21 protein-coding genes are annotated in these 23,409 nt (G+C 69.8%); 11 read left to right on the top strand and 10 right to left on the bottom strand.

All coding sequences use genetic code 11. From position 1 onward, the window contains the following. Positions 1-78 precede the first annotated feature (78 nt). Both HB662_RS01910 and HB662_RS01905 read right to left on the bottom strand, forming a co-directional pair. Positions 79-438: a hypothetical protein gene (locus HB662_RS01910; protein ID WP_168046567.1), complete on the bottom strand. Its 360-nt coding sequence runs from the start codon at positions 436-438 to the stop codon at positions 79-81. 29 nt (positions 439-467) lie between these two features. Further along, the gene (locus HB662_RS01905; protein WP_168046565.1) at positions 468-1,163 is read right to left on the bottom strand and encodes a PRC-barrel domain-containing protein; all 696 of its coding nucleotides are present in this window, start codon (positions 1,161-1,163) and stop codon (positions 468-470) included. Positions 1,164-1,473: 310 nt separating this feature from the next. On the opposite strand from HB662_RS01905, the gene HB662_RS01900 reads away from it, so the two are divergent. The 9 genes from HB662_RS01900 (at position 1,474) to HB662_RS01860 (ending at position 9,613) form a co-directional block, all read left to right on the top strand. Beyond that, positions 1,474-2,010, top strand: a complete 537-nt coding sequence (locus tag HB662_RS01900) for a RecX family transcriptional regulator (protein WP_245185377.1) — start codon at positions 1,474-1,476, stop codon at positions 2,008-2,010. Between the two features lie 4 nt (positions 2,011-2,014). Continuing rightward, entirely contained in the window at positions 2,015-2,776 is a 762-nt protein-coding gene (locus tag HB662_RS01895; protein ID WP_342449424.1) for an AzlC family ABC transporter permease, read from the top strand. A 4-nt stretch (positions 2,777-2,780) separates the two neighbouring features. After that, positions 2,781-3,095, top strand: coding sequence for an AzlD family protein (locus HB662_RS01890; protein WP_342449423.1), 315 nt, complete (start codon positions 2,781-2,783; stop codon positions 3,093-3,095). A gap of 216 nt (positions 3,096-3,311) precedes the next feature. After that, positions 3,312-6,131, top strand: coding sequence for an isoleucine--tRNA ligase (ileS, locus tag HB662_RS01885; protein WP_168046561.1), 2,820 nt, complete (start codon positions 3,312-3,314; stop codon positions 6,129-6,131). 130 nt (positions 6,132-6,261) lie between these two features. After that, positions 6,262-6,759, top strand: coding sequence for a signal peptidase II (lspA, locus tag HB662_RS01880; protein WP_168046559.1), 498 nt, complete (start codon positions 6,262-6,264; stop codon positions 6,757-6,759). Beyond that, complete coding sequence (locus tag HB662_RS01875) at positions 6,756-7,313, top strand: DUF3035 domain-containing protein (protein ID WP_168046557.1); 558 nt, start codon at positions 6,756-6,758, stop codon at positions 7,311-7,313. Before lspA ends, HB662_RS01875 begins: the two co-directional genes overlap by 4 nt. A 194-nt stretch (positions 7,314-7,507) precedes the next feature. Next, positions 7,508-8,494, top strand: coding sequence for an Hsp33 family molecular chaperone HslO (hslO, locus tag HB662_RS01870; RefSeq protein ID WP_168046555.1), 987 nt, complete (start codon positions 7,508-7,510; stop codon positions 8,492-8,494). A gap of 79 nt (positions 8,495-8,573) precedes the next feature. After that, positions 8,574-9,230, top strand: a complete 657-nt coding sequence (locus HB662_RS01865) for a hypothetical protein (protein ID WP_168046553.1) — start codon at positions 8,574-8,576, stop codon at positions 9,228-9,230. Continuing rightward, a complete protein-coding gene (locus HB662_RS01860) occupies positions 9,227-9,613 on the top strand; it encodes a RidA family protein (RefSeq protein ID WP_168046551.1) in 387 nt (128 codons plus the stop codon). Before HB662_RS01865 ends, HB662_RS01860 begins: the two co-directional genes overlap by 4 nt. 117 nt (positions 9,614-9,730) lie before the next feature. Here the strand turns inward: HB662_RS01860 and folE are convergent, their stop codons facing one another. The 5 genes from folE to HB662_RS01835 all read right to left on the bottom strand — a co-directional run bounded on the left by folE (position 9,731) and on the right by HB662_RS01835 (position 14,543). Continuing rightward, on the bottom strand, positions 9,731-10,372 hold the full coding sequence (gene folE, locus HB662_RS01855) for a GTP cyclohydrolase I FolE (protein WP_168046549.1): 642 nt from the start codon (positions 10,370-10,372) through the stop codon (positions 9,731-9,733). Between the two features lie 159 nt (positions 10,373-10,531). Then, a complete protein-coding gene (locus HB662_RS01850) occupies positions 10,532-11,317 on the bottom strand; it encodes a competence/damage-inducible protein A (protein WP_168046547.1) in 786 nt (261 codons plus the stop codon). A gap of 40 nt (positions 11,318-11,357) precedes the next feature. Beyond that, positions 11,358-12,407 carry a bifunctional GNAT family N-acetyltransferase/(deoxy)nucleoside triphosphate pyrophosphohydrolase gene (locus HB662_RS29575; protein ID WP_168046545.1) on the bottom strand — a complete coding sequence of 350 codons (1,050 nt, stop codon included), beginning with the start codon at positions 12,405-12,407 and terminating at the stop codon, positions 11,358-11,360. Beyond that, on the bottom strand, positions 12,370-13,608 hold the full coding sequence (argJ, locus tag HB662_RS01840; protein WP_168046543.1) for a bifunctional glutamate N-acetyltransferase/amino-acid acetyltransferase ArgJ: 1,239 nt from the start codon (positions 13,606-13,608) through the stop codon (positions 12,370-12,372). Before argJ ends, HB662_RS29575 begins: the two co-directional genes overlap by 38 nt. A 14-nt stretch (positions 13,609-13,622) precedes the next feature. Next, positions 13,623-14,543 (bottom strand): peptidylprolyl isomerase, encoded by a 921-nt coding sequence (locus HB662_RS01835; RefSeq protein ID WP_168046541.1) that lies wholly within the window; start codon positions 14,541-14,543, stop codon positions 13,623-13,625. Between the two features lie 233 nt (positions 14,544-14,776). On the opposite strand from HB662_RS01835, the gene secA reads away from it, so the two are divergent. Together secA and HB662_RS01825 are read left to right on the top strand one after the other, a co-directional pair. Further along, positions 14,777-17,524 carry a preprotein translocase subunit SecA gene (secA, locus tag HB662_RS01830; RefSeq protein ID WP_168046539.1) on the top strand — a complete coding sequence of 916 codons (2,748 nt, stop codon included), beginning with the start codon at positions 14,777-14,779 and terminating at the stop codon, positions 17,522-17,524. Between the two features lie 221 nt (positions 17,525-17,745). Continuing rightward, the gene (locus tag HB662_RS01825; protein ID WP_168046537.1) at positions 17,746-19,848 is read left to right on the top strand and encodes a hybrid sensor histidine kinase/response regulator; all 2,103 of its coding nucleotides are present in this window, start codon (positions 17,746-17,748) and stop codon (positions 19,846-19,848) included. Positions 19,849-19,854: 6 nt separating this feature from the next. Here the strand turns inward: HB662_RS01825 and HB662_RS01820 are convergent, their stop codons facing one another. The 3 genes from HB662_RS01820 to HB662_RS01810 form a co-directional block, all read right to left on the bottom strand. After that, positions 19,855-21,420 carry an MFS transporter gene (locus HB662_RS01820; protein ID WP_168046535.1) on the bottom strand — a complete coding sequence of 522 codons (1,566 nt, stop codon included), beginning with the start codon at positions 21,418-21,420 and terminating at the stop codon, positions 19,855-19,857. A gap of 30 nt (positions 21,421-21,450) precedes the next feature. After that, positions 21,451-22,407: an acetyl-CoA carboxylase carboxyltransferase subunit alpha gene (locus HB662_RS01815; protein WP_168046533.1), complete on the bottom strand. Its 957-nt coding sequence runs from the start codon at positions 22,405-22,407 to the stop codon at positions 21,451-21,453. A gap of 74 nt (positions 22,408-22,481) precedes the next feature. Next, positions 22,482-23,237 carry a substrate-binding periplasmic protein gene (locus HB662_RS01810; protein ID WP_168046531.1) on the bottom strand — a complete coding sequence of 252 codons (756 nt, stop codon included), beginning with the start codon at positions 23,235-23,237 and terminating at the stop codon, positions 22,482-22,484. Positions 23,238-23,409 lie beyond the last annotated feature (172 nt).

The raw sequence follows: 23,409 nt of genomic DNA, 5'->3' as shown, positions 1-23,409 counted from the left end.
CCGGGGCGAAGCAGACGTCCAAACGCAGAAACGGCCGGGACAGGCCCGGCCGTTTCCGAAGTCATGCGCCTGGCGAACTTACTGCCGCACGCCGCCGCTGTTGGACGGGTAGGCGCCGGAGGTGTTTGACCCGGTGGCGCGGTCATAGGTGCGCTCCGCCGCCGTGCCCGGCGGGTTGCCCGGCCGGCCATCGGACTGGCGCGGGAAGGCGCCCGAAGTGTTGGTCCCCGCCGCGCGATCCAGCGCGCGCTCCGCCGCCGTACCGGTCGGGTTGTTTCCGGTGCCGTCCGGGCTGGTGCGCGGGCTTCCGGTGGCGCTGTCATAGGCCCGCTGGGTCGCGGTCGAGGGCGGGTTGCCCGCCACGCCGTCGCGCGGCGTGTTGTCGGCGCAGGCAACGATGGGCAGCAGCGCCGCCATCACGAACAGGGACTTCTTCATATCGGCCGCCTTTCCTTGGTCTTGTTCAATCAGCCGCGACGAGCGGCGTTGTCGTAGGAGAAGGAGGGCAGGCCTTCCAGGCTCTCCTTGGTCGCACCGCGCAGCACCCAGCGGTTGCGCTCGCTGTCATGGGTCAGGCGCTCATACGGGATGGCGACCAGCTTGGCGCCGATGCCGAGGAAGCCACCGACCGAGATCACGGCCACCGGCGCGGCGCCGGCCTGCGGCACGATCAGGTCGTCGACCTCACCGATGCTGTTGTTTTCCTCGTTGTAGATGTTGGAGCCGATGATCTCGCTGGCACGGCGGCTCTCGCGCAGGCTCATGCTGTCGACGGACAGGCTCGGCGTGGTCGCGCCGGTCGCGGTGGTGCCGGTCGCAGTGGTGCCGGTTGCAGCGGTACCGGTCGCGGTGGTGCCCATCGGGCCGCGGTTCGTGTTCGCGGTGTCCGGCGTGGTGGCGCGGTCGATCGCGCGGCCGGCGGCGGTGCCGGGCGGGTTGTTGCCGGTGCCGTCCGGGGAGGTACGGTTGCCCGTCACGCTGTCCAGTGCACGCTGCGTCGCCGTCGAGGGCGGGTTGCCCGGGGTGCCGTCCGCGGGCGCCTGCGCCGTCATGCCACCGCGCGCGTCGTTCGGGACGGCGGCGGTCTGGCCGAAGGCGAGCATCGGGGCGACGACGATGGCGGCGGCGGTCGACATCGACAGGAAAGTCTTGCTGTTCAGCATTGGGCTGTCTCCTTCTAGTGGCCGGTGCGCTGGGGCGCTCCGTGCCTGCCTCCCCAACGCCGGCAAGCGGGGAAAGGTTGCGGCTGCGGTGCTTGTTTCTGGTCCGGCAGCCGGGGCGCCGCGGTTCCGGCGCAGCGCGGCATCGCGTCCGCAACGGGTCGCCATTGGCCTCGCGGGCATGCGAGGATGGCGGGTGATGAGACAGCATTCCCGGCCCACAACCAGGCCCACAGCCCGGACCACTGCCCGGACAGCGCGTGACCCGAACGCGCCGCCCCGCCCGCCCGGCCCGCCGCCCGGCGAGGCCAGGTTGCGGGAAGCGGCGACCGCGCATCTGGCCAGATACGCGGCGACGGAGGCCGGACTGCGCCGGGTTCTGGCGCGCCGCGTGGACCGCTGGGCGCGCGCCGCGGAAGCCTTCGGCATGCAGGAACTGGCGCCGCTGATCGCCGCCGCGAAGCAGGCCGCGGCGGAGGTGGCGCGGCAGATGGCCGTCGCCGGCACGGTGAACGACACCACCTTCGCCGAAAGCCGTGCCCGCCGCCTGCTGCGAAGCGGCCGTTCCCGCCGTGCCGCCCTGGCCCACCTGGCGCAGAAGGGGGTGGATGCTGAGACCGCCGCCGCCGCGCTGCCGGAGGGCGAGGCGGCCGAGACCGACGCCGCGCTCGCCCTGTGCCGCCGCCGCCGCATCGGTCCCTTCGGTGACCCGGATGCGTCGCCGGAGGCGCGGCTGAAGGCGCTGGCGACACTGGCCCGCGCCGGCTTCGGCCGCGGCACGGCGGAGACCGCCCTGCGGATGGACCCGGAGGAGGCCGAGGGCCGCCTGCTTTCGTTCAAGCGGGGCTGAGGGCGTGGCAGTACCTCCAGGCGCCGGCCCGAACGGCGCCGCACCGCCGAACCGGGTCGTCTTCACCCGCGCCGGCATGTGGCGCGGCTTCGTGGCCAGCATTCCGCTGTGGGTCGGCATGCTGCCCTTCGGGGTGGTGATCGGCGTGCTGTCCGCCGCCAAGGGCCTGTCCTTCCTCGAGACGGCGCTGATGACCAGCATCGTCTTCGCCGGCTCCGCGCAGCTTGTCGCATTGGAGATGTGGGCCGATCCGGCGCCGATCCTGGCGGCCACCGTCGCCACGCTGGTGGTGAACATCCGCATGGCGCCGATGGGCGCGGCGCTGGCGCCCTGGCTGGACCGGCTGCGCGGCTGGCGGCTGTGGGGCAGCCTGGCGACGCTGGTGGACCATTCCTTCGCCATGGCGATCGCCGAACAGCGCGCCGGCGGGCGCGACGCGGGCTATCTGCTCGGCAATGGGATCGGCATCTGGATCTCCTGGGTGGTGACGGTGCTGGCCGGGCATCTGGGCGGCGGCCTGCTGCAGGTGCCGCCGGGGCACCCATTGTTCTTCGCCTCGATCGCCGCCTTCCTGTCCATCCTGGTGCCGCTGTGGCGCGGCGCGCGGGTGGATGCGCTGCCCTGGGTGGTGGCGGGGCTGGTGGCGCTGGCGGCGCACCGGGCCGGCTGGCCGGTGCCATTGCCGCTGCTGCTCGGCACCTTCGCGGGCGCCGGGCTGGGTGCCTGGATCGAGATGCGCGGGCGAGGAGCGCCGGGTTGGAAATAAGCGCGTGGACCTGAGGCTGGATGTGCTGCTGGCGATCCTCGGGATGGCCGCGGTGACCTATGCCAGCCGCGCCGGCGGCTATGCCGTGCTGCGCGTGGTGCGGCCGCCGCCCTTCGTGCAGGCGCTGCTGCGCCACCTGCCGGGCTGCCTGTTCATGGCCTATGTCACGCCGCCGCTGCTGGCCGGGGGCGCGCCGGTCTGGGCCGGGGCGGTGGTGGTGGTGGCGGTGCAGATCGCCGTCCGCAACATCGGCGCCGCCATCCTGGGCGGGGTCGGGGTGACCTGGGCGCTGCATGCGGCGCTGGGGCTGGGGGGATGATGACTGGGGGGATGATGACCGGCGGGATGATGACCGGGGGGATGAAAGCCGCGTCCTTGACCCAAACCGGGCCGCATCCGCATATACGCGGCATGTTCCGCGGGATGTCCGGCCTCCGAATTACCCGCCCGGCCCTCTGAGGGCCGGGTTTTCCGCGCACGCCCCGATACACGCCCCTTCCGGCCCCCCTCGCAGGGCAGATTGAGACCGCACCCCATGAACGACGCTCCCCCTGTGGCCCCCACCGAGCCCGCGCGCGACTATCGCGGCACCGTCTTCCTGCCGAAGACCGATTTCCCCATGCGCGGCGACCTGCCGAAGCGCGAGCCTGCCTGGCTGGCGCGGTGGGAGGAGACGCGGCTGTGGTCCCGCCTGCGGGAGAAGTCGAAGGGCCGTCCACCCTTCGTGCTGCATGACGGCCCGCCCTACGCCAATGGCCCGCTGCATATCGGCACGGCGCTGAACAAGATCCTGAAGGACGTCATCAACCGCGCCGCGCAGATGGCCGGCTTCGATGCCAACTACGTCCCGGGCTGGGACTGCCACGGCCTGCCGATCGAGTGGAAGATCGAGGAGCAGTACCGCGCCAAGGGCCAGGACAAGGACGCCGTGCCGATCCTGGATTTCCGGGCCGAATGCCGCGCCTATGCCACGCATTGGCTGGATGTGCAGCGCAACGAGTTCAAGCGCCTGGGCGTGCTCGGCGACTGGGACGGCCGCTACGCGACCATGGACTTCCCCAGCGAGGCGGTGATCGCCGGCGAGATCGGCAAGTTCCTGATGAACGGGTCGCTGTATCGCGGCCTGCGCCCCGTCATGTGGAGCCCGGTCGAGAAGACCGCCCTGGCGGAAGCCGAGATCGAATACCACGACCATGTCTCGCCGACGCTGTGGGCGCGCTTCCGCGTGAAGACCGCCGGCGCGGCTGACCTGGCCGGTGCATCGGTGGTGATCTGGACCACCACGCCCTGGACCATCCCGGGCAACCGCGCCGTCGCCTTTGGCCCGGAGATCGACTACGCGCTGGTGCACGTTGAGGGCGTGGCCGAGGGCAGCGCCCTGGTGCCGGGCGAGTTCCTGCTGGTCGCCCTGCCGCTGCTGCCGCAATTCGAGAAGGATGCCGGCCTCGGCGCCCATTCCGTGAAGCGCCTGCTGAAGGGCGCGGAGCTGGAGGGCGCCATCGCCGCGCATCCGCTGGCCGGCTGGGACGGCGCGCCCGGCGGCTATGATTTCGACGTGCCGCTGCTGCCCGGCGATTTCGTGACGACGGAGGCTGGAACCGGTTTCGTGCATATCGCCCCGGGCCATGGCGAGGACGACTTCAACCTCGGCAAGACCAACGGGCTGCCGGTGCCGGAGACGGTGGGCGATGACGGCACCTTCACGCGCTGGGCGCCGGGCTTCACCGGCCAGCATGTCTTCAAGGCGCATGACGCGGTCTATGCCGCCTGCATCGCCATGGGCACGCTGGTCGCGAAGTCCAGGCTGACGCACAGCTACCCGCATAGCTGGCGCTCCAAGAAGCCGGTCATCTTCCGCGCCACGCCGCAATGGTTCATCGCGATGGACGATGCGAACGAGATTCGCGCCAAGGCGATGCAAGCGATTGCCGACACGCATTTCGTGCCGGATATCGGCCGCAACCGCATCGGCGGCATGGTTTCCGTCCGCCCCGACTGGTGCATCAGCCGCCAGCGCGCCTGGGGCGTGCCGATTCCTGTCTTCGTCGACAAGGCCACCGGCGAGCCGCTGCGCGACCCGGCGGTGATGGAGCGCATCATCGAAGCCTTCCGCGTCGAGGGCGCCGATGCCTGGTACCAGCCCGGCGCCGCGCAGCGCTTCCTGGGCGAGGGCCGCGATGCGGCGGGTTATGAGCAGGTGATGGACATCGTCGATGTCTGGTTCGAATCCGGCTCCACCCACGCCTTCGTGCTGACGCCGGAACGCGGCCTGCCCTTCCCGGCGGATCTGTACCTGGAAGGCTCGGACCAGCATCGCGGCTGGTTCCATTCCTCGCTGCTGGAATCGGTCGGCTCCCGCGGCGTCGCGCCTTTCAAGGCGATCCTGACGCATGGCTTCGTGCTCGATGAGCAGGGCCGCAAGATGTCGAAGTCGCTCGGCAATGTGGTGGCGCCGCAGGATGTGGTGAAGGATCACGGCGCGGACCTGCTGCGGCTGTGGGTGATGAACACCGACGTCACCGAGGACCAGCGGATCGGCAAGGAGATCCTGAAGCAGCAGAGCGAGCTGTACCGCCGCATCCGCAACACGCTGCGCTGGCTGCTCGGCAACCTCGACCGCTTCGACGAGAGCGAGATCGTGCCTTACGCCGAGCTGCCGGAGCTGGAGCGCTGGGTGCTGCACCGGCTGTCCGAACTGGATGCCCGCCTGCGCCAGGCCGTTAAGGACCATGACTGGACCGGCGTCTACCCGGACATCCACCGCTTCTGTGCGACGGACCTCTCGGCCTTCTACTTCGACGTCCGCAAGGACAGCCTGTATTGCGACGCGCCCGAGAGCTTGCGCCGGCGCGCTGCGCGGACCGTGATCGACCAGCTGCATCGCTGCCTGACCGCCTGGCTGGCCCCTGTACTGGTGGCGACGGCGGAGGAAAGCTGGCTCGCCCGCTTCCCAGACGACAAGGACAGCATCCATCTGCGCGATTGGCCGGTGATCCCGGCGGAATGGCGGGATGAGGCGCTGGCAGAGAAATGGTTGGGCATCCGCTCCTTCCGTGGGTTCATCACGGCTGCGATCGAGGATCTGCGCCGAGCCGGCACCATTGGCTCCTCGCTGCAGGCCAGTGCGGCCGTCGCGCTGCCTGTTGCCGATCCAGCCAGTGTTCTTTCTGCGGAGAAATGGGCCGAGGTGCTGATCGTCTCTCAGGTCAGTCTGCGCGAAGGCGCGGAAACACTCAGTACTGTTGCACTGGCCGAAGGCCAGAAATGCGACCGCTGCTGGCGCGTGCTGCCGGAGGTCGGGCTCTCGCTCGCTCATCCGACGCTCTGCCGGCGCTGCGAGTCGGTGGTGGGCTGATGGCGCGCCTGCCCCCACCCCGACCCTCCCCCGCAATTGCGGGGGAGAGAGTCCTCGAGCGCTGTCCTATCTCCCTCCCCCGTGGCAACGGGGGAGGGTCGGGGTGGGGGCAAGGGCCGGACGACCGAACATGACCCGCATCGGCCTCGCCCTCGCTTTCGCCGTCCTCCTCCTCGACCAGGCGACGAAGCACTACATGCTGTTCATGCTGGACCTGCCCAGCATCGGGCATATCCCGCTGGTCGCCCTCGGCCCCTTGGGCTTTGACCTCACCATGGTCTGGAACCGCGGCGTCACCTTCGGGATGCTGGCCGGGGACAGCGCATGGTCGCAGGCCGCACTTGGGTTGCTGGCGCTGGGCATCGCCGGCTTCCTGCTGCGCTGGATGTCGCGGGCCGAGAACCGGCTGACGGCATTGGCGCTCGGCGCCGTGGTCGGCGGCGCGGTCGGCAACGTGATCGACCGCTTCCGCTTCGGCGCGGTGGCGGATTTCTTCGATGCCCATGCCTGGGGTTGGCACTGGTATGTGTTCAACCCCGCCGACGCCGCCATCGTGCTTGGGGTGGCGGCACTGATTGCCGATGCCTTGTTCCGGCCCTCACCCAAGGCTAAGGGTTCCACGCCATGACCCAGATCCGCCCATTCCTGCCCCGCGCCTTCCTGGTCGGCCTGCCTCTCCTCGCGGTGCTCGCGGGCTGCGGTGGCGATACCGCCCGCTCCCTCGGCTTCACCCGGGACCCGCCGGACGAATTCCAGGTCACCACCCGCGCGCCGCTCTCGGTGCCGCCGCGGCTGGCTGATCTGCCGGTGCCCACCCCCGGCACGCCCCGTCCGCAGGACCAGCGCCTGCCGGCCGCCGCCATCCTCGGCGGTACCGCGGCGCCGGCCGCCGCACCCTCCGGTGCCGAACGCGCGCTGCTGGCCCAGGCCGGCCAGCCGGTGGATGACAACATCCGCGCCCGCGTCGATGCCGAGAGCCTGCGGCTGGACCGCCCGGATCGCAGCGTCGTGGACCGCCTGATGTTCTGGCGCAACGATGCCACCCAGCCCGGCATCGCCGTGGATCCGCAGCGGGAAGCGCAGCGCCTGCGTGAGAACGCCGCCCTGGGGCGGGAAACCACGGAAGGCGTGACCCCGGTGGCCCAGCCGCCGCGCCGCAGCCTGTTCGACTGGCTGTTCTGACCACCTCGCGGGCATAAGCCGGCCGCCGGAAGGTGGTCGGCGGCGCCTGCAGTACCTATCTCTGCCATTCCGGCCGGGCGCCCTTCACGGCGCGCCCGGTTTCTTTCGTTTGCCATCCTCCTGCTGCCGGGACCTCGGCAGCTTCGCCGCGCATCGCCCCGGCCGTCCGAGCGGCACCAGGGCTGCGCCCAAGCATGGTTCCGCCCGTGACCGATCCGACGCTGCCCTCCGCCACCCCCGCCTTCCTCAACCATGACCGCCCGCCGGTGCCGGACCTCGTGGTGCCGCGCGGCGTGGTGCCCTTCCACCTGGACCAGCGCCCGGTGCGCGGCCGGCTGGTGAAGCTCGGCCCGCTGGCGGATGCGCTGATCGGCCGGCATTCCCAGCATCCTGCCGTGCTGCGCCTGATGGGGGAGGCGCTGGCATTGACCGCGGCGCTAGCCACGGCATTGAAATACAAGGGATCCTTCAGCCTGCAGGCGAAGGGCGATGGCCCCGTCTCCATGCTGCTGGCCGATTGCACGGATGGCGGCGCGCTGCGCGGCTACGCCAAGGCGGACCCGGAGAAGCTGGAGGCGCTGCTGGTGACGCATCCGCAGCCCACCGCCGCCCAGCTTCTAGGGGAGGGCTATTTCGCCTTCACCTGCGACCAGGGCGACGACATGGAGCGCTACCAGGGCATCGTCGCGATCGAGGGCGATACCCTGGCGCAGATGACCGACACCTATTTCCGCACCTCGGAGCAGTTGCAGACCGAGGTCCGCCTGGCCTGCGGCCGCAGCCTGGCCGGCTGGCGCGCCAGCGCCCTGGTGATCGAGCGAGTCGCGACCCAGGGCGGCATCGGCGAGCTGGATGAGGCGGAGCAGGACGATGCCTGGCGCACCGCCCAGGCGCTGGTCGGCACCCTGAAGGCGGAGGAGCTGCTGGACGACGAGCTGGCGGCGGAGCGCCTGCTGCACCGCCTGTTCCACGCGGAGGGGCTGGCCACCGACCGGCCCCGCGCGCTGTCCTATGGCTGCCGCTGCTCCCGCGCCCGGCTGGCCGCGGTGCTGGAGAATTTCGGGCCCGAGGATCTGGATCACATGGCGGAATCGGGGGCCATCACCATGACCTGCGAGTTCTGCGCCGTGGAATTCCGCTTCGAGCGCGACGAGGTGGACGGCAAGGCCGGCCGGGCCTGATCCGCCGGGCCTGATCTGGACGCTGGACCCGCGCCCCCGGCTGCATTACCGGGGATGCGGGCCGGAAGGGAAGATTGCCATGCCGAAACGCCGCCACCTGCTGAAGGCCCTGCCGCTGCTGGCCGCCGCCTGCGCCACCTCCGAACAGCCGCTGCCGCCGCTGCGCCCGCTGGTCACCGGCTACAGCCACCTGACTCCGCTACGGCTGAACGTGCTGGAGATCCGCATCGGGGAGCCGGTGCCGGGCGCCATCCAGGTGATCGAGCCGGCGCCGGTGCGGCCGGATGTGGAATTGCGGCGCATGGCGGAACAGCGGCTGGTGCCAATCGGCACGGAAGGCCGCGCCCGCTTCGTCATCACCAATGCCCGATTCGTCCGGCAATCCCTGCCGCAGCAGGGCGGGCTGAGCGGGATGTTCGCCGGCGAGCCGGGCGAGCGCCTGACCTGCGAACTGGCCTGCCGGGTGGAGATCCTGACCGGCGACGACACCCGCGTGGCCTTCGTCGAGGCGCAGGTGCAGCGCCTGCAGACGGTGGCCGACGGCGCCAGCCCCGCCACCCGTCGCCAGGCGGCAGAGGATGTGGTGCGCCAGGCGATGCAGGAGATGAACGTGGAATTCGAATACCAGCTTCGCCGCACCCTGCGCGCCTGGCTGGCGGAAGGTTCCACGCCGACCGCGCCGGCCCCGGTGCCGGTCGAACGCGAGGATCTGCCTGGAGCAACCCCCCGCACATGACCCTGACCTTCAGCAACCCGCCCGGCGTGCACGCGCCCGGCGCCCGCTACGCCCATTCCGCCGTGGTGGAAGGCCCCGGCCGGCGGCTGGTGATCTCCGGCCAGATCGGTGTCGCCCCCGATGGCACCGTGGCCGCGGGAGGCGCGGACCAGATCGCCCAGGCGTTCCGCAACCTGCGCGCGATCCTGGAGGCGCATGGCATGGCGCCGGAGCATATCGTGAAGCTCGGCGTGTTCCTGACAGACCGTGCGCTGATCCCGGCCTTCCGGGCGCAGCGGGATGCCGTGATGGGGCCGATCTGCCCGTGCAGCACCCTGCTGATCGTCGCCGGCCTGGCCGACCCGCGCTTCGTCTTCGAGGTGGAGGCGGAAGCCTTTGCTTGAGTAGCCTTGCCCTCAAGCGCCGGGCGGCCCCGCCGGGGCCTTGGCTCGCCTGATTGCAGGCGGGCCGCATTCGCGGCCTCGGCCGCCAATGGCGGCCGCAGGGCAGGAGGCTGCCGCTCAGGCCTCCGCGCTGGCGCGCGGTGCAGCGAGCATCGCCATGAATTCGCGCCGCGTCGCCGCATCGTCGCGGAAGGCGCCGAGCATGCGGCTGGTCACCATGGACACGCCGGGCTTGTGGATGCCGCGGGTCGTCATGCACTGGTGCTGCGCCTCGATCACCACGGCGACGCCCTTCGGCTTCAGCACCTGGTCGATGGTGTTCGCCACCTGCGCCGTCAGCTTTTCCTGGATCTGCAGGCGCTTGGCGTAGGATTCCAGCACCCGGGCGAGCTTCGAGATGCCGACGACGCGGCCATCGGGGATGTAGGCGATGTGCGCCTTGCCGATGATCGGCACCAGGTGGTGCTCGCAATGGCTTTCCAGGCGGATGTCGCGCAGCACCACCATCTCGTCGTAGCCGTCGGTCTCCTCGAAGGACCGCGCCAGCAGGTCCACCGGGTCCACCTCATAGCCCGAGAAGAACTCGCCATAGGCCCGGGCGACGCGGGCGGGGGTGTCCACCAGGCCTTCGCGCGTCGGATCGTCGCCGGCCCAGAGCAGCAGCGTGCGCACGGCGGCCTCGGCTTCCTCCCGCGTCGGGCGGGGCGTATTGCCGGGTTGGACGGGGCCGAGGCGGCTTGCGGGGGTCTGGATGTTCAAGGCTGGGTTCCTATCGGCATCTCGACGCGGCGGGGACGATCCCGCCCCCGCATCGTCGCGCCCTGTGGAGGGTCAGGAAGCTGGAAAGGCAGATGGGTGTGGTCGGAAATCTCGCAATGGTGTGTGCGCCGTCGGATCGAGCTGATTGGGCAGGCCGCCTCAGACCGGGGGTTCACCCTGCACCGGCTGGCTGCCCATGGCACGCAGCAGCACGGTGATGGCCCGCGCCGCCTCCTCCACCGCATCGGCATCCGACCCCTTGGCGACCAGCGCCACGCCGCCGCCGCCCATGCGGTAATAGGGATAGCTGCCGATATCCAGCTGCGGCCAGCGCGCCTGGATCGCCGCCAGCCCTTCCGCGATGCGGCCTTCCATCACGCCATCCGCATGCACCGCGCGCGACGCGATGGGCGGGCCGCCGGCCAGGGTGGGCGCCAGGGATTCGAACATCGCCTGCATGATCCGCGGCACCCCGGCCAGCACATGGACATTGCCGATGGTGAAGCCCGGCGCGATGGAGATGGCGTTGTCGATCAGCGTGGCGCCGCGCGGCATGGTCGCCATGCGCTGCCGGGCAGCGTTGAAATCGCCCGGCTTGTAGTGCCGTTCCATCCGCGCCCAGGCCTCCGGCTGCGGTTCCCAGGGCACGCCGAAGGCGGCGGCGACGCATTCGCTGGTGATGTCGTCATGCGTCGGGCCGATGCCGCCGGTGGTGAAGACGTGGTCGTATTTCTGCCGGACCTCGTTCAGCGTCTCGATGATGGTGGCGCGCACATCGGGAATGATGCGGACCTCGCGCAGGGGAATGCCGATCTCGCCCAGGCGGGTCGCCAGGAAGTTGATGTTGGCGTCCTTGGTGCGGCCGGACAGCACCTCGTTGCCTATCACCAGCAGGCAGCCAATGGGGTTGGGGCCGGGGTTGGGCACGGGATCGGGCGAGTTCATCGGCGGATGTCCCAGCGTGTGGCGGATGCAGGTTGGCCGGTTACAGGAAATCCCGCAGCAGCGCGACCAGCGGCTTGTCGGCGGGTGGCATGGCGTAGTCCGCCAGCTTGGCCGGACGCACCCAGGCCAGCGCCTGGCCCTCCAGCGGCTGCACCCGGCCTTCCCAGCGGCGGCACAGGTACAATGGCATCACCAGGTGGCGCTCGCCCAGCGGATGGCTGGCGAAGGTGAAGGGCGCGAGGCAGCTTTCCGCCACGTCGATCCCCAGCTCCTCCCGCAATTCGCGGATCAGCGCGGCCTCCGGCGTTTCCCCCGCATGCACCTTGCCGCCGGGGAATTCCCAAAGCCCGGCCATCGGCTTGCCTTCCGGCCGGCGGGCCAGCAGCACGCGGCCATCGGGGTCGATCAGCGCGCATGCAGCGACCAGCAGGATGTGGCGTGCCGGGCCTTCGAGAACCGGGGCGGCCTCGGCGATGGTGGCGGGCAGGTCGGCGCGGGTCATCTCGAACAGCTTGACGGGCATGGTGCCGCCGCGCGCCACGAAATCCCGCACGCCTTCCCCGGTTTCGCGGAAGCCGATGCGCTTCAGCACCGCCTGGCTGCGGGTGTTCTCGATCAGCGCGGAGGCGACCAGCCGGTCCAGCTCCAGATTGGCCAGCGCCCAGCTGGAAAGCCGCGCGGCGGCTTCTGGCCCGACGCCATGGCCCCAGTAGCGGCGGCCGATCCAGTAGCCGAGCTCCGCCTCCCGCTTCGTCGCGTGACGGGTCAGGCCGATGCAGCCCACCAGCACCTCCCGCTCCGCCGGTTCGCCGGCCTGCTCCAGGCCAGTGATGGCCAGGTGCCAGGCGCTGCCATCGGCCAGCTGCGCCTGGGTGGAGGCGATCCATTCATCGGCCAACGCACGCGGATAGGGGAAGGGCACCCGGGCGAGGGTCTTCGCCACTTCCCAGTCATTCACCAGGCGGTGCAGTTCCGCCGCATCCTCCGGCCGCAGCGGCCGCAGCGTCAGGCGGTCGGTTCGTAGCGGCGCGAAGGGCGTGTCTTTGCTGAAATCAGGAACGATACGCACCGTTGATGTCGATATAGCCATGCGTCAGGTCGCAGGTCCAAGCGGTCGCCTTGCCGCGTCCGAGCGCCAAATCCACCGCGATTTCCACCTCGCGCCCCTTCATATGGGCGATGACGGGCGTCTCGTCATAGCCCGGCACCACGCCACCTTCGCGCGCCATCCAGGTGCCGCCGATGCCGACCGAGAGCAGGTCGCGGTCGGCGGGTTCGCCGGCCTTGCCCACGGCCATGACGATGCGGCCCCAATTGGCGTCCTCGCCGGCGATCGCGGTCTTCACCAGCGGTGAATTGGCGATGCACATCGCGATGCGGTGCGCGGATTTGTTGGACACGGCGCCGGTCACGTCGATGCGGATCAGCTTCTGGGCGCCCTCGCCGTCGCGGGCCACCATCAGCGCCAGGTCCATCAGAACCTCATGCACCGCGCGGGTGAAATCCTTCAGCACCGGCCCGCCCTCGGCCGGCACGCGCTTGTGCTTCGCGCTTCCGGTGGCAAACAGCAGCACGGTGTCGCTGGTGGAGGTGTCGCTATCCACCGTCACGCAGTTGAAGGATTTCTGGCTGCCCTTGGCGAGGATCGCCTGCAGGGCGGCGGCCGGCACCTTGGCGTCGGTTGCCAGGAAGCACAGCATGGTCGCCATGTCGGGGGCGATCATGCCGCTGCCCTTGGCGATGCCGCTGACCGTCACCGTGGTGTCGCCGATCTGCGCCGTGCGGGTGGCGCCCTTCGGGAAGGTGTCGGTGGTCATGATGGCGCTGGCGGCGCCGGCCCAGCCATTGTCGTCCAGCTTGCCGAACAGCGGCGGCAGGGCGGCGACCAGCTTCTCGGTCGGCAGTTTTTCGCCAATGACGCCGGTGGAGGCCAGAAAGACCTCGTTCGGCTTGCAGCCGGCCAGTTCCGCCATCGCCTTCGCGGTGTCGCTGCAGGTCTGACGGCCGGCCTTGCCCGTGAAGACGTTGGAATTGCCGGCGGTGACCACCAGGGCGCGGGCCTTGCCGCCCTTCAGCGCGGCCCGGCACCAGTCGATCGGCGCGCCGGGGCATTTGTTCTTGGTGAAGACGCCGGCCACGCTGGTCCCCGCGGGGAAGACCATCATCGTCACATCCTCGCGCGCCTTGTAGCGGATTTCGGCGCGACCGGAGCCGAGGCGCACCCCGGCCACCGGGGGCATCTCCGGCAGCGGCAGAGCGAGCGGGGAGACGGGAAGATCCTTGCCAGCCATGGTCGGTGGTCTTTTCAGCGGCGGGGTTGAGCGGGGGCGGCGGGCGGTGCGGCGCCATCCAGCAGGGACGGTGCGGCCGGGGCGGGCAGGGGGCTGCCGTCCATGGCGAAGCGCTCGATGCTGGCGGCACCACGGATACGCTCCACCTCGGCGGTCACCGCTTCCTCGAAGGCGCGCTGGCGCAGGGCCTCGCGGGCTTCCTCGAAGGGCGGCGGCGGCGCGGCGCGGCGTTCCTCGACCTTGATGACATGCCAGCCGAACTGGGTCCGCACCGGAGCTTCCGAGATCTGGCCGGGCTGCATGGCGAAGGCGGCGGTGGCGAATTCCGGGATCATGTCGGCGCGCTTGAAGAAGCCCAGGTCGCCGCCTTCGCGGGACCCCGGGCCGGTGGAGCGGCGGCGGGCGACCTCGGCGAAATCGGCATCCGGGCGGCGCGCCTCGGCCAGCGCGGTGCGCGCCTCCGCCTCAGTGGGCACCAGGATGTGGCGGGCGCGCACCTCCTCCTCCGGCGGGCGGCCGGCGATCTCGGTCTGGTAGCGGGCGCGCAGCGCCTCCTCCGTCATCCGCGGCGCCACGGCGCGGGTGATCAGGGCCTGCTGCAGCGCCTCATCCTCCGCCCGGCGCAGGCGGGCCTGCACCTCCGGGTCGTTCGCCAGGCCCTGGGCGCGGGCCGCGGCGGTGATCGCCTTCTGGGTGATGAGCTGGTCCAGCAGCAGCGGCATCAGCATGGGCGCCGGCATGGCGCGCAATTCCTCCGGCAGGCGCTGCGCCTCGGATTGCAGCTCCGACATGCGGATCTCGGCACCGTCGACGCGGGCCAGCACCGGGTCGGAAACCGCGGGAGACGCGGGCGCGGCGGGCGCCTGGGCCAGCGCCGAGCCGGCCAGCGCCGTGGAAATCAGCAGGGTTGCAAGCAGCGAGGCCGGGCGGCGCATCGGGGGGATTCTCGTCATTGGCGCGCGAAGATGGCCGATGAAGGGGGGCGCCACAAGGCGGTGGAGCAGGCGCGGCGGGCAATCCGGCCGCTCTCGTTGACGCGGCAGGGCCGGGCGCCTATCTCTCCGGCCTCGCGCCCCAGCCCGAATTGGGCCTTGCGCCCCCGACGCCCGGGCGCGATCCCCGTGACGCTGCTGGTCTTCTCAGTGCGGGTCGGAGACAGCTTTCGCAGATGTTCCAACGCCTTGTCCGCGCCTTCATCGGCACCACCAATGACCGGGCGCTGAAGCGCTTCCAGGCGCGGGTTCCCTCCATCAATGCGCTGGAGCCCGCACTCGCCGCGCTGTCGGATGAGGCGTTGCGCGGCAAGACCGCGGAATTCCGCGCCCAGCTGGCCGCCGGCCGCACGCTGGACGACATCCTGCCGGAGGCCTTCGCCACGGTGCGGGAGGGTGCGAAGCGCATCCTCGGCATGCGGCATTTCGACGTGCAGATGATCGGCGGCATGGTGCTGCATGATGGCCGCATCGCCGAGATGAAGACCGGCGAGGGCAAGACCCTGGTCGCCACCCTGCCGGTGTACCTGAACGCGCTGCCCGCCAAGGGCGTGCATGTGGTGACCGTGAACGACTACCTGGCCAGCCGCGACGCGGAATGGATGGGCAAGCTGTACGGCTTCCTTGGCCTGAGCACCGGCACCATCATCCATGGCAAGTCGGATGAGGAACGCCGGGACGCCTATGCCTGCGACGTGACCTACGGCACCAACAACGAATTCGGCTTCGACTACCTGCGCGACAACATGAAGTACCGCCTGGAGGAGATGGTCCAGCGCGACTTCGCCTATGCCATCGTCGACGAGGTCGACAGCATCCTGGTGGATGAGGCGCGCACGCCGCTCATCATCTCCGGCCCGTCCGACGATAGCAGCGACCTGTATCAGCGCGTCGACGTGGTGATGAAGGAGCTGGTGAAGGACACCTCGCTTTACGAGAAGGACGAGAAGTTCAAGACCGTCCACATGATCGAGGCGGGGACGGAGGCGCTGGAGGCGGCGCTGACCGAGGCCGGGCTACTGACCGAGGGCGCGCTGTATGACAGCGCGAACGTGACCCTGGTGCACCACGCCAACCAGTCGCTGCGCGCGCATGTGCTGTTCACCAAGGATGTCGACTACATCGTCCGCCAGGACAAGGTCGTCATCATCGACGAGTTCACCGGCCGCATGATGGAAGGCCGCCGCTACTCGGAAGGCCTGCACCAGGCGCTGGAAGCCAAGGAAGGCGTCACGGTCCAGCCCGAGAACCAGACCCTCGCCTCCATCACCTTCCAGAACTACTTTCGCTTGTACCCCAAGCTGGCGGGCATGACCGGCACGGCCTCGACCGAGGCCGATGAGTTCGCCGAGATCTACAAGCTGGAAGTGGTGGAGATCCCGACCAACGTGCCGGTGGCGCGCCAGGATTCGGATGACGAGGTCTACAAATCCGCGCGCGAGAAGTACGAGGCGGTCGCCGCGCTGATCGCGGAAGCACGGGAACGTGGCCAGCCCACCCTGGTCGGCACCACCAGCATCGAGAAGTCGGAGCTGATCTCCGAACTGCTGAAGCAGAAGGGCGTGCCGCACCAGGTGCTGAACGCCCGCTTCCACGAACAGGAAGCCGGCATCGTGGCGCAGGCCGGCCGCCCCGGCTCCGTCACCATCGCCACCAACATGGCCGGCCGCGGTACCGACATCCAGCTCGGCGGCAATGCCGACATGCTGGCCCGCGCCGAGATCGGCAACAGCGACAGCCCGGAATACGAGGCCGCGCTGGCCCGCCACAAGGCGGAGGTCGAAGCCATCCGCCCCGCCGTGAAGGCCGCCGGCGGCCTGCTGGTGATCGGCACGGAACGGCATGAGAGCCGCCGCATCGACAACCAGCTGCGTGGCCGGTCCGGCCGCCAGGGCGACCCGGGCGCCAGCCGCTTCTTCCTGTCGCTCGAAGACGACCTGATGCGGATCTTCGGCAGCGACCGCATGGGCGGCATGTTGCAGAAGCTCGGCCTGAAGGAAGGGGAGGCGATCGTCCACCCCTGGATCAACAAGGCGCTGGAGAAGGCCCAGAAGAAGGTCGAGGCCCGCAACTTCGACACGCGGAAGAACCTGCTGAAATACGACGACGTCATGAACAACCAGCGCAAGGAGGTCTATGCCCAGCGCAAGGCCTTCATGATGGCGCCGGATGTGGCGGAGACGGTCGCCGAGATGCGGCGGGAGACGATCGGCAACCTGGTCGATACCGCGATCCCGGAAAACGCCTATCCCGAGCAATGGGACTTGGCCGGGCTGCAGGAGAAGGTGCTGAACATCCTCGGCCTCGACCTGCCGGTGGCCGATTGGGCGCGCGAGGAAGGCATCGACGAGACCCAGGTGCGCGAGCGCCTGATCAAGGCGGCGGAGGAAAGCTACGCCGCCCGCGTCGCCAATGTCGGTCCCGAGCTGATGCGGGTGGTCGAGAAATCCCTGCTGCTGCAGATCTTCGACGCGGTGTGGAAGGAACACCTGCTGGCGCTGGACCATCTGCGCCAGGGCATCGGCCTGCGCGCCTATGGGCAGCGCGACCCGCTGAACGAATACAAATCCGAAGCCTTCAACCTGTTCAACAGCATGCTGGAGGATCTGCGGGAGCGCACCACCACCGTGCTGATGCGCATCGACATTCGGCCCGACGCGCCGCCTCCGATGCCGGAGCCGGTGCAGGTGATGGATATGCGCCACCCCGACCCCTATGCCCCCATGGGCGGAATCGACGACCTGGAATACGCCGATGCCGGCCCGCCATCGGGCTATGGCGCCGCGACGCAGCCGCTGCGCCAGCCGCTGACCGCCCAGCAGGTCGACCCGAACGACCCCGCCACCTGGGCCGCGACGCCGCGCAACGCGCCGTGCCCCTGTGGCTCGGGGAAGAAATACAAGCACTGCCACGGGCGGGCCTGACGCGGCTCGGGCATCCCGGCGTTTTCAAAAGCACTGCGCGCCGAGCAAAGTGGGCACGCAGCGGCCAGGAAGCCCGTAGGCGACGAATGTGAGCTGCCGAAAGTCAGGCGGCAGGCAGGAACTACGCATCTGTGTGCGGGTTGGCAGAGAGGGCTGCGCCCTCCTCTGCCAACCCATCGGGTTTCTCCCTGTCAGTTCGCTCATTGCAAGGCTAGGCATCGATGCTCGATGAGACTTGCCTCGCGGAAGGTGGCGAGGCTGGCAGGCACCTGAGGGCCATCGACTGGGCCAGCAACCCGCTGGGTCCGGTACGCAATTGGCCGCTTTCCTTGCAGACAGCGGTTCGGATCGTGCTCAGCTCGGCGTTTCCGATGATGGTCCATTGGGGGCCGGAGCTGATCACCTTCTACAACGACGCCTACGCGCCCAGCCTGGGTCGCAAGCACCCCGGCAATCTCGGCCGCCCGGCCCGGGAATGGTGGTCCGAGATGTGGGACCAGCTGGTACCCATCTTCGACCAGGTGCTCTCCGGCCGGTCCTTCTCCGTCGAGAATGCCCGCTACACCCCCGACCGGGATGGGGCGCCGAGAGAGGCCTACTTCACCCATTGTCACAGCCCGCTCTGGGACGATCATGGCCGGATCGCCGGCATCTTCCTGGTCGTCACGGAGACGACACGCCAGGTCATCGCCGAGCGCGACCTGCTTCAGGCCAATGCGTCCCTCGCCGAGCAGAACACCACGCTGCGCGAGAGCGAGGCGCGGCTGCGTGCGGTGGTCAGCGCCTCCTCCGAAGTTCTGTACTCGATGACCGCAGACTGGAAGGAGATGCGCCAGCTGACCGGGGGCTCCTTCCTGGCCGATTCCATCTCGACCAACCCGGAGTGGCTCGCCCAGTACATCCCCGCGGATGAGCAACCGCGCGTACGGGCCGCCATAGAAGCGGCGATCCGGACGAAGGGCCTCTTCCAGCTGGAACACAGGGTCTATCGCGCCGATGGCAGCGTGGGCTGGACAGTGTCGCGGGCCGTGCCGCTGCTCGACGAGCAGGGCGACATCATCGAGTGGTTCGGCACGGCCAGCGACGTCACGGCACGACGCGACGCCGAAGCCGCCCTGCAGCGGCTGAATGAGACGCTGGAGGAACAGGTCGCCGCGCGCACGCGCGAACTCATGACCGCCGAGGAGGCATTGCGGCAGAGCCAGAAGATGGAGGCGGTGGGCCAGCTCACGGGCGGCGTGGCCCATGACTTCAACAACATGCTCACCATCATCCGGTCCTCGGTCGATTTCCTGCGCCGGCCTGGCCTGCCCGAGGACCGGCGCGCCCGTTACCTCGAGGCGGTTTCGGATACCGTGGAGCGCGCCTCCAGGATCACCGGCCAGCTCCTCGCCTTCGCGCGGCGCCAGACACTCACGCCGGAGGTCTTCGACGTCGGTACAACGCTCCAGGGCACCGTGGACATGCTCAGGACCGTCACCGGTTCGCGGATCCATGTGGAGCTGGAACTGCCTGAGCAGCCATGCTTCGTGCGCGCTGATCTGAGCCAGTTCGAGACGGCACTCGTCAACCTGGTGGTCAACGCCCGCGACGCAATGAACGGCGAGGGGCGCGTGATCCTGCGTCTTCATTGCGGCGCATCCCTGCCACCCATCCGGGGCCATGCGGGGTCATCCAGGCGGTTTGCCGCGGTGTCCGTCATCGATACCGGTGCGGGCATCCCGCCCCAGGTGATCGACCACATCTTCGAACCGTTCTTCACCACCAAGGACGTGGGCAAGGGCACGGGTCTCGGCCTGTCCCAGGTGATCGGCTTCACCAAGCAGTCCGGCGGTGACGTGGAAGTCCAGAGCGAGGTCGGGAAAGGTTCGACCTTCACCCTCTACCTGCCGAAGGTCAATCCCGCGCAACTTGCCGAGCGTCAGGACGCCTCGAGCATCGCGCCGACCGGCTTCGGCGAATCCGTGCTTGTGGTGGAGGACAATCTGGAAGTCGGCGGGTTCTGCACGCAGATCCTGGAGGACCTTGGCTACAAGGCCATCTGGGTGACCTCGGCCGAGGAGGCTCTGGAACGTCTCGGCCAGGATGGAGATGGCTTCCAGGCCGTTTTCTCGGACGTCGTCATGCCGGGTCTGGGAGGCGTGGAGCTTGCCCGCCTCCTGCGTAGCCAGCTTCCCGACCTGCCGGTGGTGCTGACCTCCGGCTACAGCCATGTCCTGGTCCAGGAGAACGATCACGGCTTCCCCCTGGTCCACAAGCCCTACTCGGCGGAGGAGGTGGGGCGCGTGTTGCGGCGCGTTCTGGGAGAACCATCCGGCCGGTGAAGGCGGTCACACCCGCCGCAGCGGCACCCGCGTGGACATCCAGGCGCCGAACAGGACCAGCGCGGCGGCCGTCGCGAAGCTGGCCCGGAAGGCCGTGGTCATCTGCCCCCGGAACACCGCTTCCGCCAGCGGATCCAGTGTGGCCAGCGCCGCCGGCCCCTGGTTCACCAGCGCCACGAACAGCCGCGTCGCCTCCTCGCCCTGCAGCGTCAGCGCGCCGAACAGCACCGCCCCCAGCAGCGCCGTGCCGGTCGCCGCGCCGAGCGAGCGGGTGAACTGCACGGAGGCGGTCGCAGACCCCAGCAGCTTCGGCCCGGCCGCCACCTGAACCGCCACCTGCACCATGGGGAAGGACATGCCGAAGCCCATCGAGACAAGGCCGAGCAGCCCCGCCATGGCGACCAGCGGCAACTGCCCGAGCCCCAGCGTCACCACCACCAGCAGCGTGCCCGACATGCTCAGCCCGATGCCCGGCCAGCGCATCAGATGCCCGGTGCGCGCCAGCAGCGTGCCGGAGGTGATGGCCCCGAAGCCGGCGCAGGCCGATAGCGGCAGCAGCGCCAGCCCCGCGGAGGCCGCGGACAGGCCGCGCACCGCGACGAAATAGATCGGCAGGAAGGCGATGGTGCCGACGAAGGCGCCGGCGACGCAGGAGGACATGAGGTTGGCGCGCCAGACCGTGGCGTTGCCCAGCAGGTTCAGCGGCAGCAGCGGGTGCGGCGCCCGGCGTTCCTGCCGCAGCAGCAGCCACAGCGCCAGGCCCGCCACCATGGCCAGCACCGCGGCCACCGCCAGCGGCCCGGCCGCAAGCCGCCTTGCCTGGTCCAGCGCCAGTAGGGCCGGGCCGACGAAGACGGCGAACAGCACCAGCCCCCACCAGTCGAAGCTGAAGCCCTTCGAGGATCCGCGCGCCGAATTGCCCAGCCGGGTCACCGCGAGCCACGCCGCCAGGCAGGAGAGTGGCAGTTGCAGCATGAAGATGCTGCGCCAGCCGAAATACTCCGCCATCACCCCGCCCAGCACCGGCCCGAGCGCGCTGGCGGTGGTGAAGACGGCAGCTATGTAGGCCTGGAAGCGCCCGCGTTCGCGCGCCGGCACCACCTCCGCGATCAGGGCGACGGACAGGCTGATCAGCCCGCCACCGCCGAAGCCCTGCACCACGCGGGCGGCCGCCAGGGTGGAAAGCGATCCGGCGAAGGCACACAGGGTGGCGCCGGTGGCATAGACGGCGAGCGCCACCAGCAGCATGCGCTGCCGCCCGAAGGCATCGCCGAGTCGCCCATAGACCGGCGCGGCGACGGTGTTGGCCACCAGGTACAGCACCACCACCCAGGAGATCCGCTCCACATCGCCCAGGCTGCGGGCGATGGCGGGCAGCGATGCAGCGACGATGGTCTGGTCCAGCGCGGCGCCGAACATCGCCAGCGCCACCGCGGGAAAGACACGGAAGAACAGCCGCCGCAGCTCCGCCGGCGAGACGGTCGTGGCGGGCGGCTGGGCGTCTGGCGGCTTGGCGCCGCTGGCGCCGCTGGCGCCGGGCGGCGGGGAACTGCTGTCGGGGGGAGGCGTCATCTGCCGGCGATCAAACCACCGGCCGGGCGGTCAGACGACCCCCGCGCGGCCCATCTCGAGGAACTTCTCGCGCCGACGTGCGCGCAGCGTGGCGCCATCCAGCGCCAGCAGCGGCTCCAGGCTGTCCCAGACCTGGCGGGATACGGCCGCCAGCATCGCCGGGGCATCGCGATGCGCGCCGCCCAGCGGCTCCGCCACCACGGCATCCACCAATGCCAGCTTGCGCAGATCCTCCGCCGTCAGGCGCAGCGCCTCGGCCGCCGTCGCCGCCTGGGCGGCGTCGCGCCACAGGATGCTGGCGCAGCCCTCCGGCGAGATCACGGAATAGATGGAATGCTCCAGCATCAGGACGCGGTCGGCCGCGGCCAGCGCGATGGCTCCGCCCGATCCGCCCTCGCCGATGATGGTGGCGATGAAGGGCACCGGGGCGTCGAGCCCGGCCTCGATGGCGCGGGCGATGGCTTCCGCCTGGCCGCGCGCCTCCGCCTCGATTCCCGGGAAGGCGCCGGCGGTATCGACGAAGGACAGGATCGGCAGGCCGAAGCGCCCGGCGAGTTCCATCAGCCGGCGCGCCTTGCGGTAGCCCTCCGGCCGCGCCATGCCGAAATTGTGCTTCACGCGGCTTTCGGTGTCGTGCCCGCGTTCCGTGCCGATCACCATCACCGCCCGGCCGCGGAACCGCCCCATGCCGCCGAGCACGGCCGAGTCATCGGCGAAGGCCCGGTCGCCGGCCAGCGGAAGAAAGTCCTCGATCAGGCCGGCGATGTAGTCGCTGGTGTGCGGGCGTTCCGGGTGGCGGGCGATCTGCGCCTTCTGCCAGGGCGTCAGCTTGGCATAGGTGGTCTGGAGCAGCTTGTGCGCCTTGTCGCGCAGCTTGCCGACCTCCTCGGCCACGTCGATGCCGCCGGCGTCCGTCGTGCGGCGCAGCTCCTCGATCTTGCCTTCGAGTTCGGCGATGGGTTTTTCGAAATCCAGGAATTGGCGCATGGCGAAGGCGGGTTAGCCCAAAAGCCGCCCCTGCGTAAGGGCGGCTGACATGTGGAGGGGCGCGAGGCCCCGGGTCACGGCAGCATGATGGCGGTCAGCCCATGCCGTTCCGCCGCGCGCGTCAGGTTGCCATCGACGCGGGTCCGCTCGAGGAAGGCGTTCACCTCGTTCAGCCACGCCTGGTCGTTGCGCGGCAGCGCATAGGCATAGAGCGTGTCGCCGAAGCGGCCGGGCGGGTCGATCACCCGCGCCCAGTCATGCATCAGCACCATCCGGCGGGTGTAGGGGTAGTCCGACATGAAGACATCGGCGCGGCCGGACAGGATCTCGCCTTCCCGGGTGCGCGGCGGCGCCACCACCATCAGCTCCGCATTGCGCAGCGTCTCGCGCATCAGCGGTTCCATCACCGTGCCGGCGGCGACCGCCACCACCGTCCCCGGCTGGTCGATGTCCCGCCAGGCCTGGATGCGGGTGTTGGTGCGGGTGGTCACCGCATAGACGGCGCTGGCCATGTAGGGCTTGGAGAAGGCGACTCGCAGGGCGCGCGCCGGCGTCACGCCCACCCCCATCATGGCGATGTCGCAGCTGCCATCCTCGATCCGGTCCATGAACGCACCGAAATTCGTCTCATGGAAGCCGAGCCCGACCTCGAGTCGGGTCGCCAGCGCCCGCGCCATGTCGATGTCGAGTCCCTCCATCTCCCCGTTGCGCGGGTTCCGGTAGGAGATGGCGAAATATTCCGGCCAGATACAGACCAGCAGTTCGCCGCGCGTCCGGATGGCCTGGAGGCGTCCCGTCTGGGTGGAAGGGAGAGTGAGCTGGACCCGCATCACGGGTGCTTCGTCCAACAAATTCGGGCGCGGATATGGAATTTGTGCCCGAGCCCCGTCTCCGCGCTCGCAAATTAAGACAAAAAAGACGATAAGCGCTGTCGAAAAGATGGTCCCTCGCATCACCCAACTCCGTTCCGCCTTGCGGCGTTCGCTCGGACTAGGCGCTCCG

This window comes from Falsiroseomonas frigidaquae, assembly GCF_012163145.1.
GTDB classification, from domain to species: domain Bacteria; phylum Pseudomonadota; class Alphaproteobacteria; order Acetobacterales; family Acetobacteraceae; genus Falsiroseomonas; species Falsiroseomonas frigidaquae.
Note: the sequence above shows the minus strand (reverse complement) of the source record. Positions and strands in the feature narration are given on the sequence as shown.

What these genes read in the sequence shown, in the direction of transcription:
- HB662_RS01815 (WP_168046533.1), bottom strand. Translation starts at nt 22,407, where the DNA reads ATGCGCCAATTCCTGGATTTCGAAAAACCCATCGCCGAACTCGAAGGC.
- HB662_RS01875 (WP_168046557.1), top strand. Translation starts at nt 6,756, where the DNA reads ATGACCCAGATCCGCCCATTCCTGCCCCGCGCCTTCCTGGTCGGCCTG.
- HB662_RS01905 (WP_168046565.1), bottom strand. Translation starts at nt 1,163, where the DNA reads ATGCTGAACAGCAAGACTTTCCTGTCGATGTCGACCGCCGCCGCCATC.
- ileS (WP_168046561.1), top strand. Translation starts at nt 3,312, where the DNA reads ATGAACGACGCTCCCCCTGTGGCCCCCACCGAGCCCGCGCGCGACTAT.
- secA (WP_168046539.1), top strand. Translation starts at nt 14,777, where the DNA reads ATGTTCCAACGCCTTGTCCGCGCCTTCATCGGCACCACCAATGACCGG.
- lspA (WP_168046559.1), top strand. Translation starts at nt 6,262, where the DNA reads ATGACCCGCATCGGCCTCGCCCTCGCTTTCGCCGTCCTCCTCCTCGAC.
- HB662_RS29575 (WP_168046545.1), bottom strand. Translation starts at nt 12,407, where the DNA reads ATGGCTATATCGACATCAACGGTGCGTATCGTTCCTGATTTCAGCAAA.
- HB662_RS01910 (WP_168046567.1), bottom strand. Translation starts at nt 438, where the DNA reads ATGAAGAAGTCCCTGTTCGTGATGGCGGCGCTGCTGCCCATCGTTGCC.
- HB662_RS01810 (WP_168046531.1), bottom strand. Translation starts at nt 23,237, where the DNA reads ATGCGGGTCCAGCTCACTCTCCCTTCCACCCAGACGGGACGCCTCCAG.
- HB662_RS01835 (WP_168046541.1), bottom strand. Translation starts at nt 14,543, where the DNA reads ATGCGCCGCCCGGCCTCGCTGCTTGCAACCCTGCTGATTTCCACGGCG.
- argJ (WP_168046543.1), bottom strand. Translation starts at nt 13,608, where the DNA reads ATGGCTGGCAAGGATCTTCCCGTCTCCCCGCTCGCTCTGCCGCTGCCG.
- HB662_RS01850 (WP_168046547.1), bottom strand. Translation starts at nt 11,317, where the DNA reads ATGAACTCGCCCGATCCCGTGCCCAACCCCGGCCCCAACCCCATTGGC.
- HB662_RS01860 (WP_168046551.1), top strand. Translation starts at nt 9,227, where the DNA reads ATGACCCTGACCTTCAGCAACCCGCCCGGCGTGCACGCGCCCGGCGCC.
- HB662_RS01820 (WP_168046535.1), bottom strand. Translation starts at nt 21,420, where the DNA reads ATGACGCCTCCCCCCGACAGCAGTTCCCCGCCGCCCGGCGCCAGCGGC.
- HB662_RS01825 (WP_168046537.1), top strand. Translation starts at nt 17,746, where the DNA reads ATGCTCGATGAGACTTGCCTCGCGGAAGGTGGCGAGGCTGGCAGGCAC.
- hslO (WP_168046555.1), top strand. Translation starts at nt 7,508, where the DNA reads ATGGTTCCGCCCGTGACCGATCCGACGCTGCCCTCCGCCACCCCCGCC.
- HB662_RS01865 (WP_168046553.1), top strand. Translation starts at nt 8,574, where the DNA reads ATGCCGAAACGCCGCCACCTGCTGAAGGCCCTGCCGCTGCTGGCCGCC.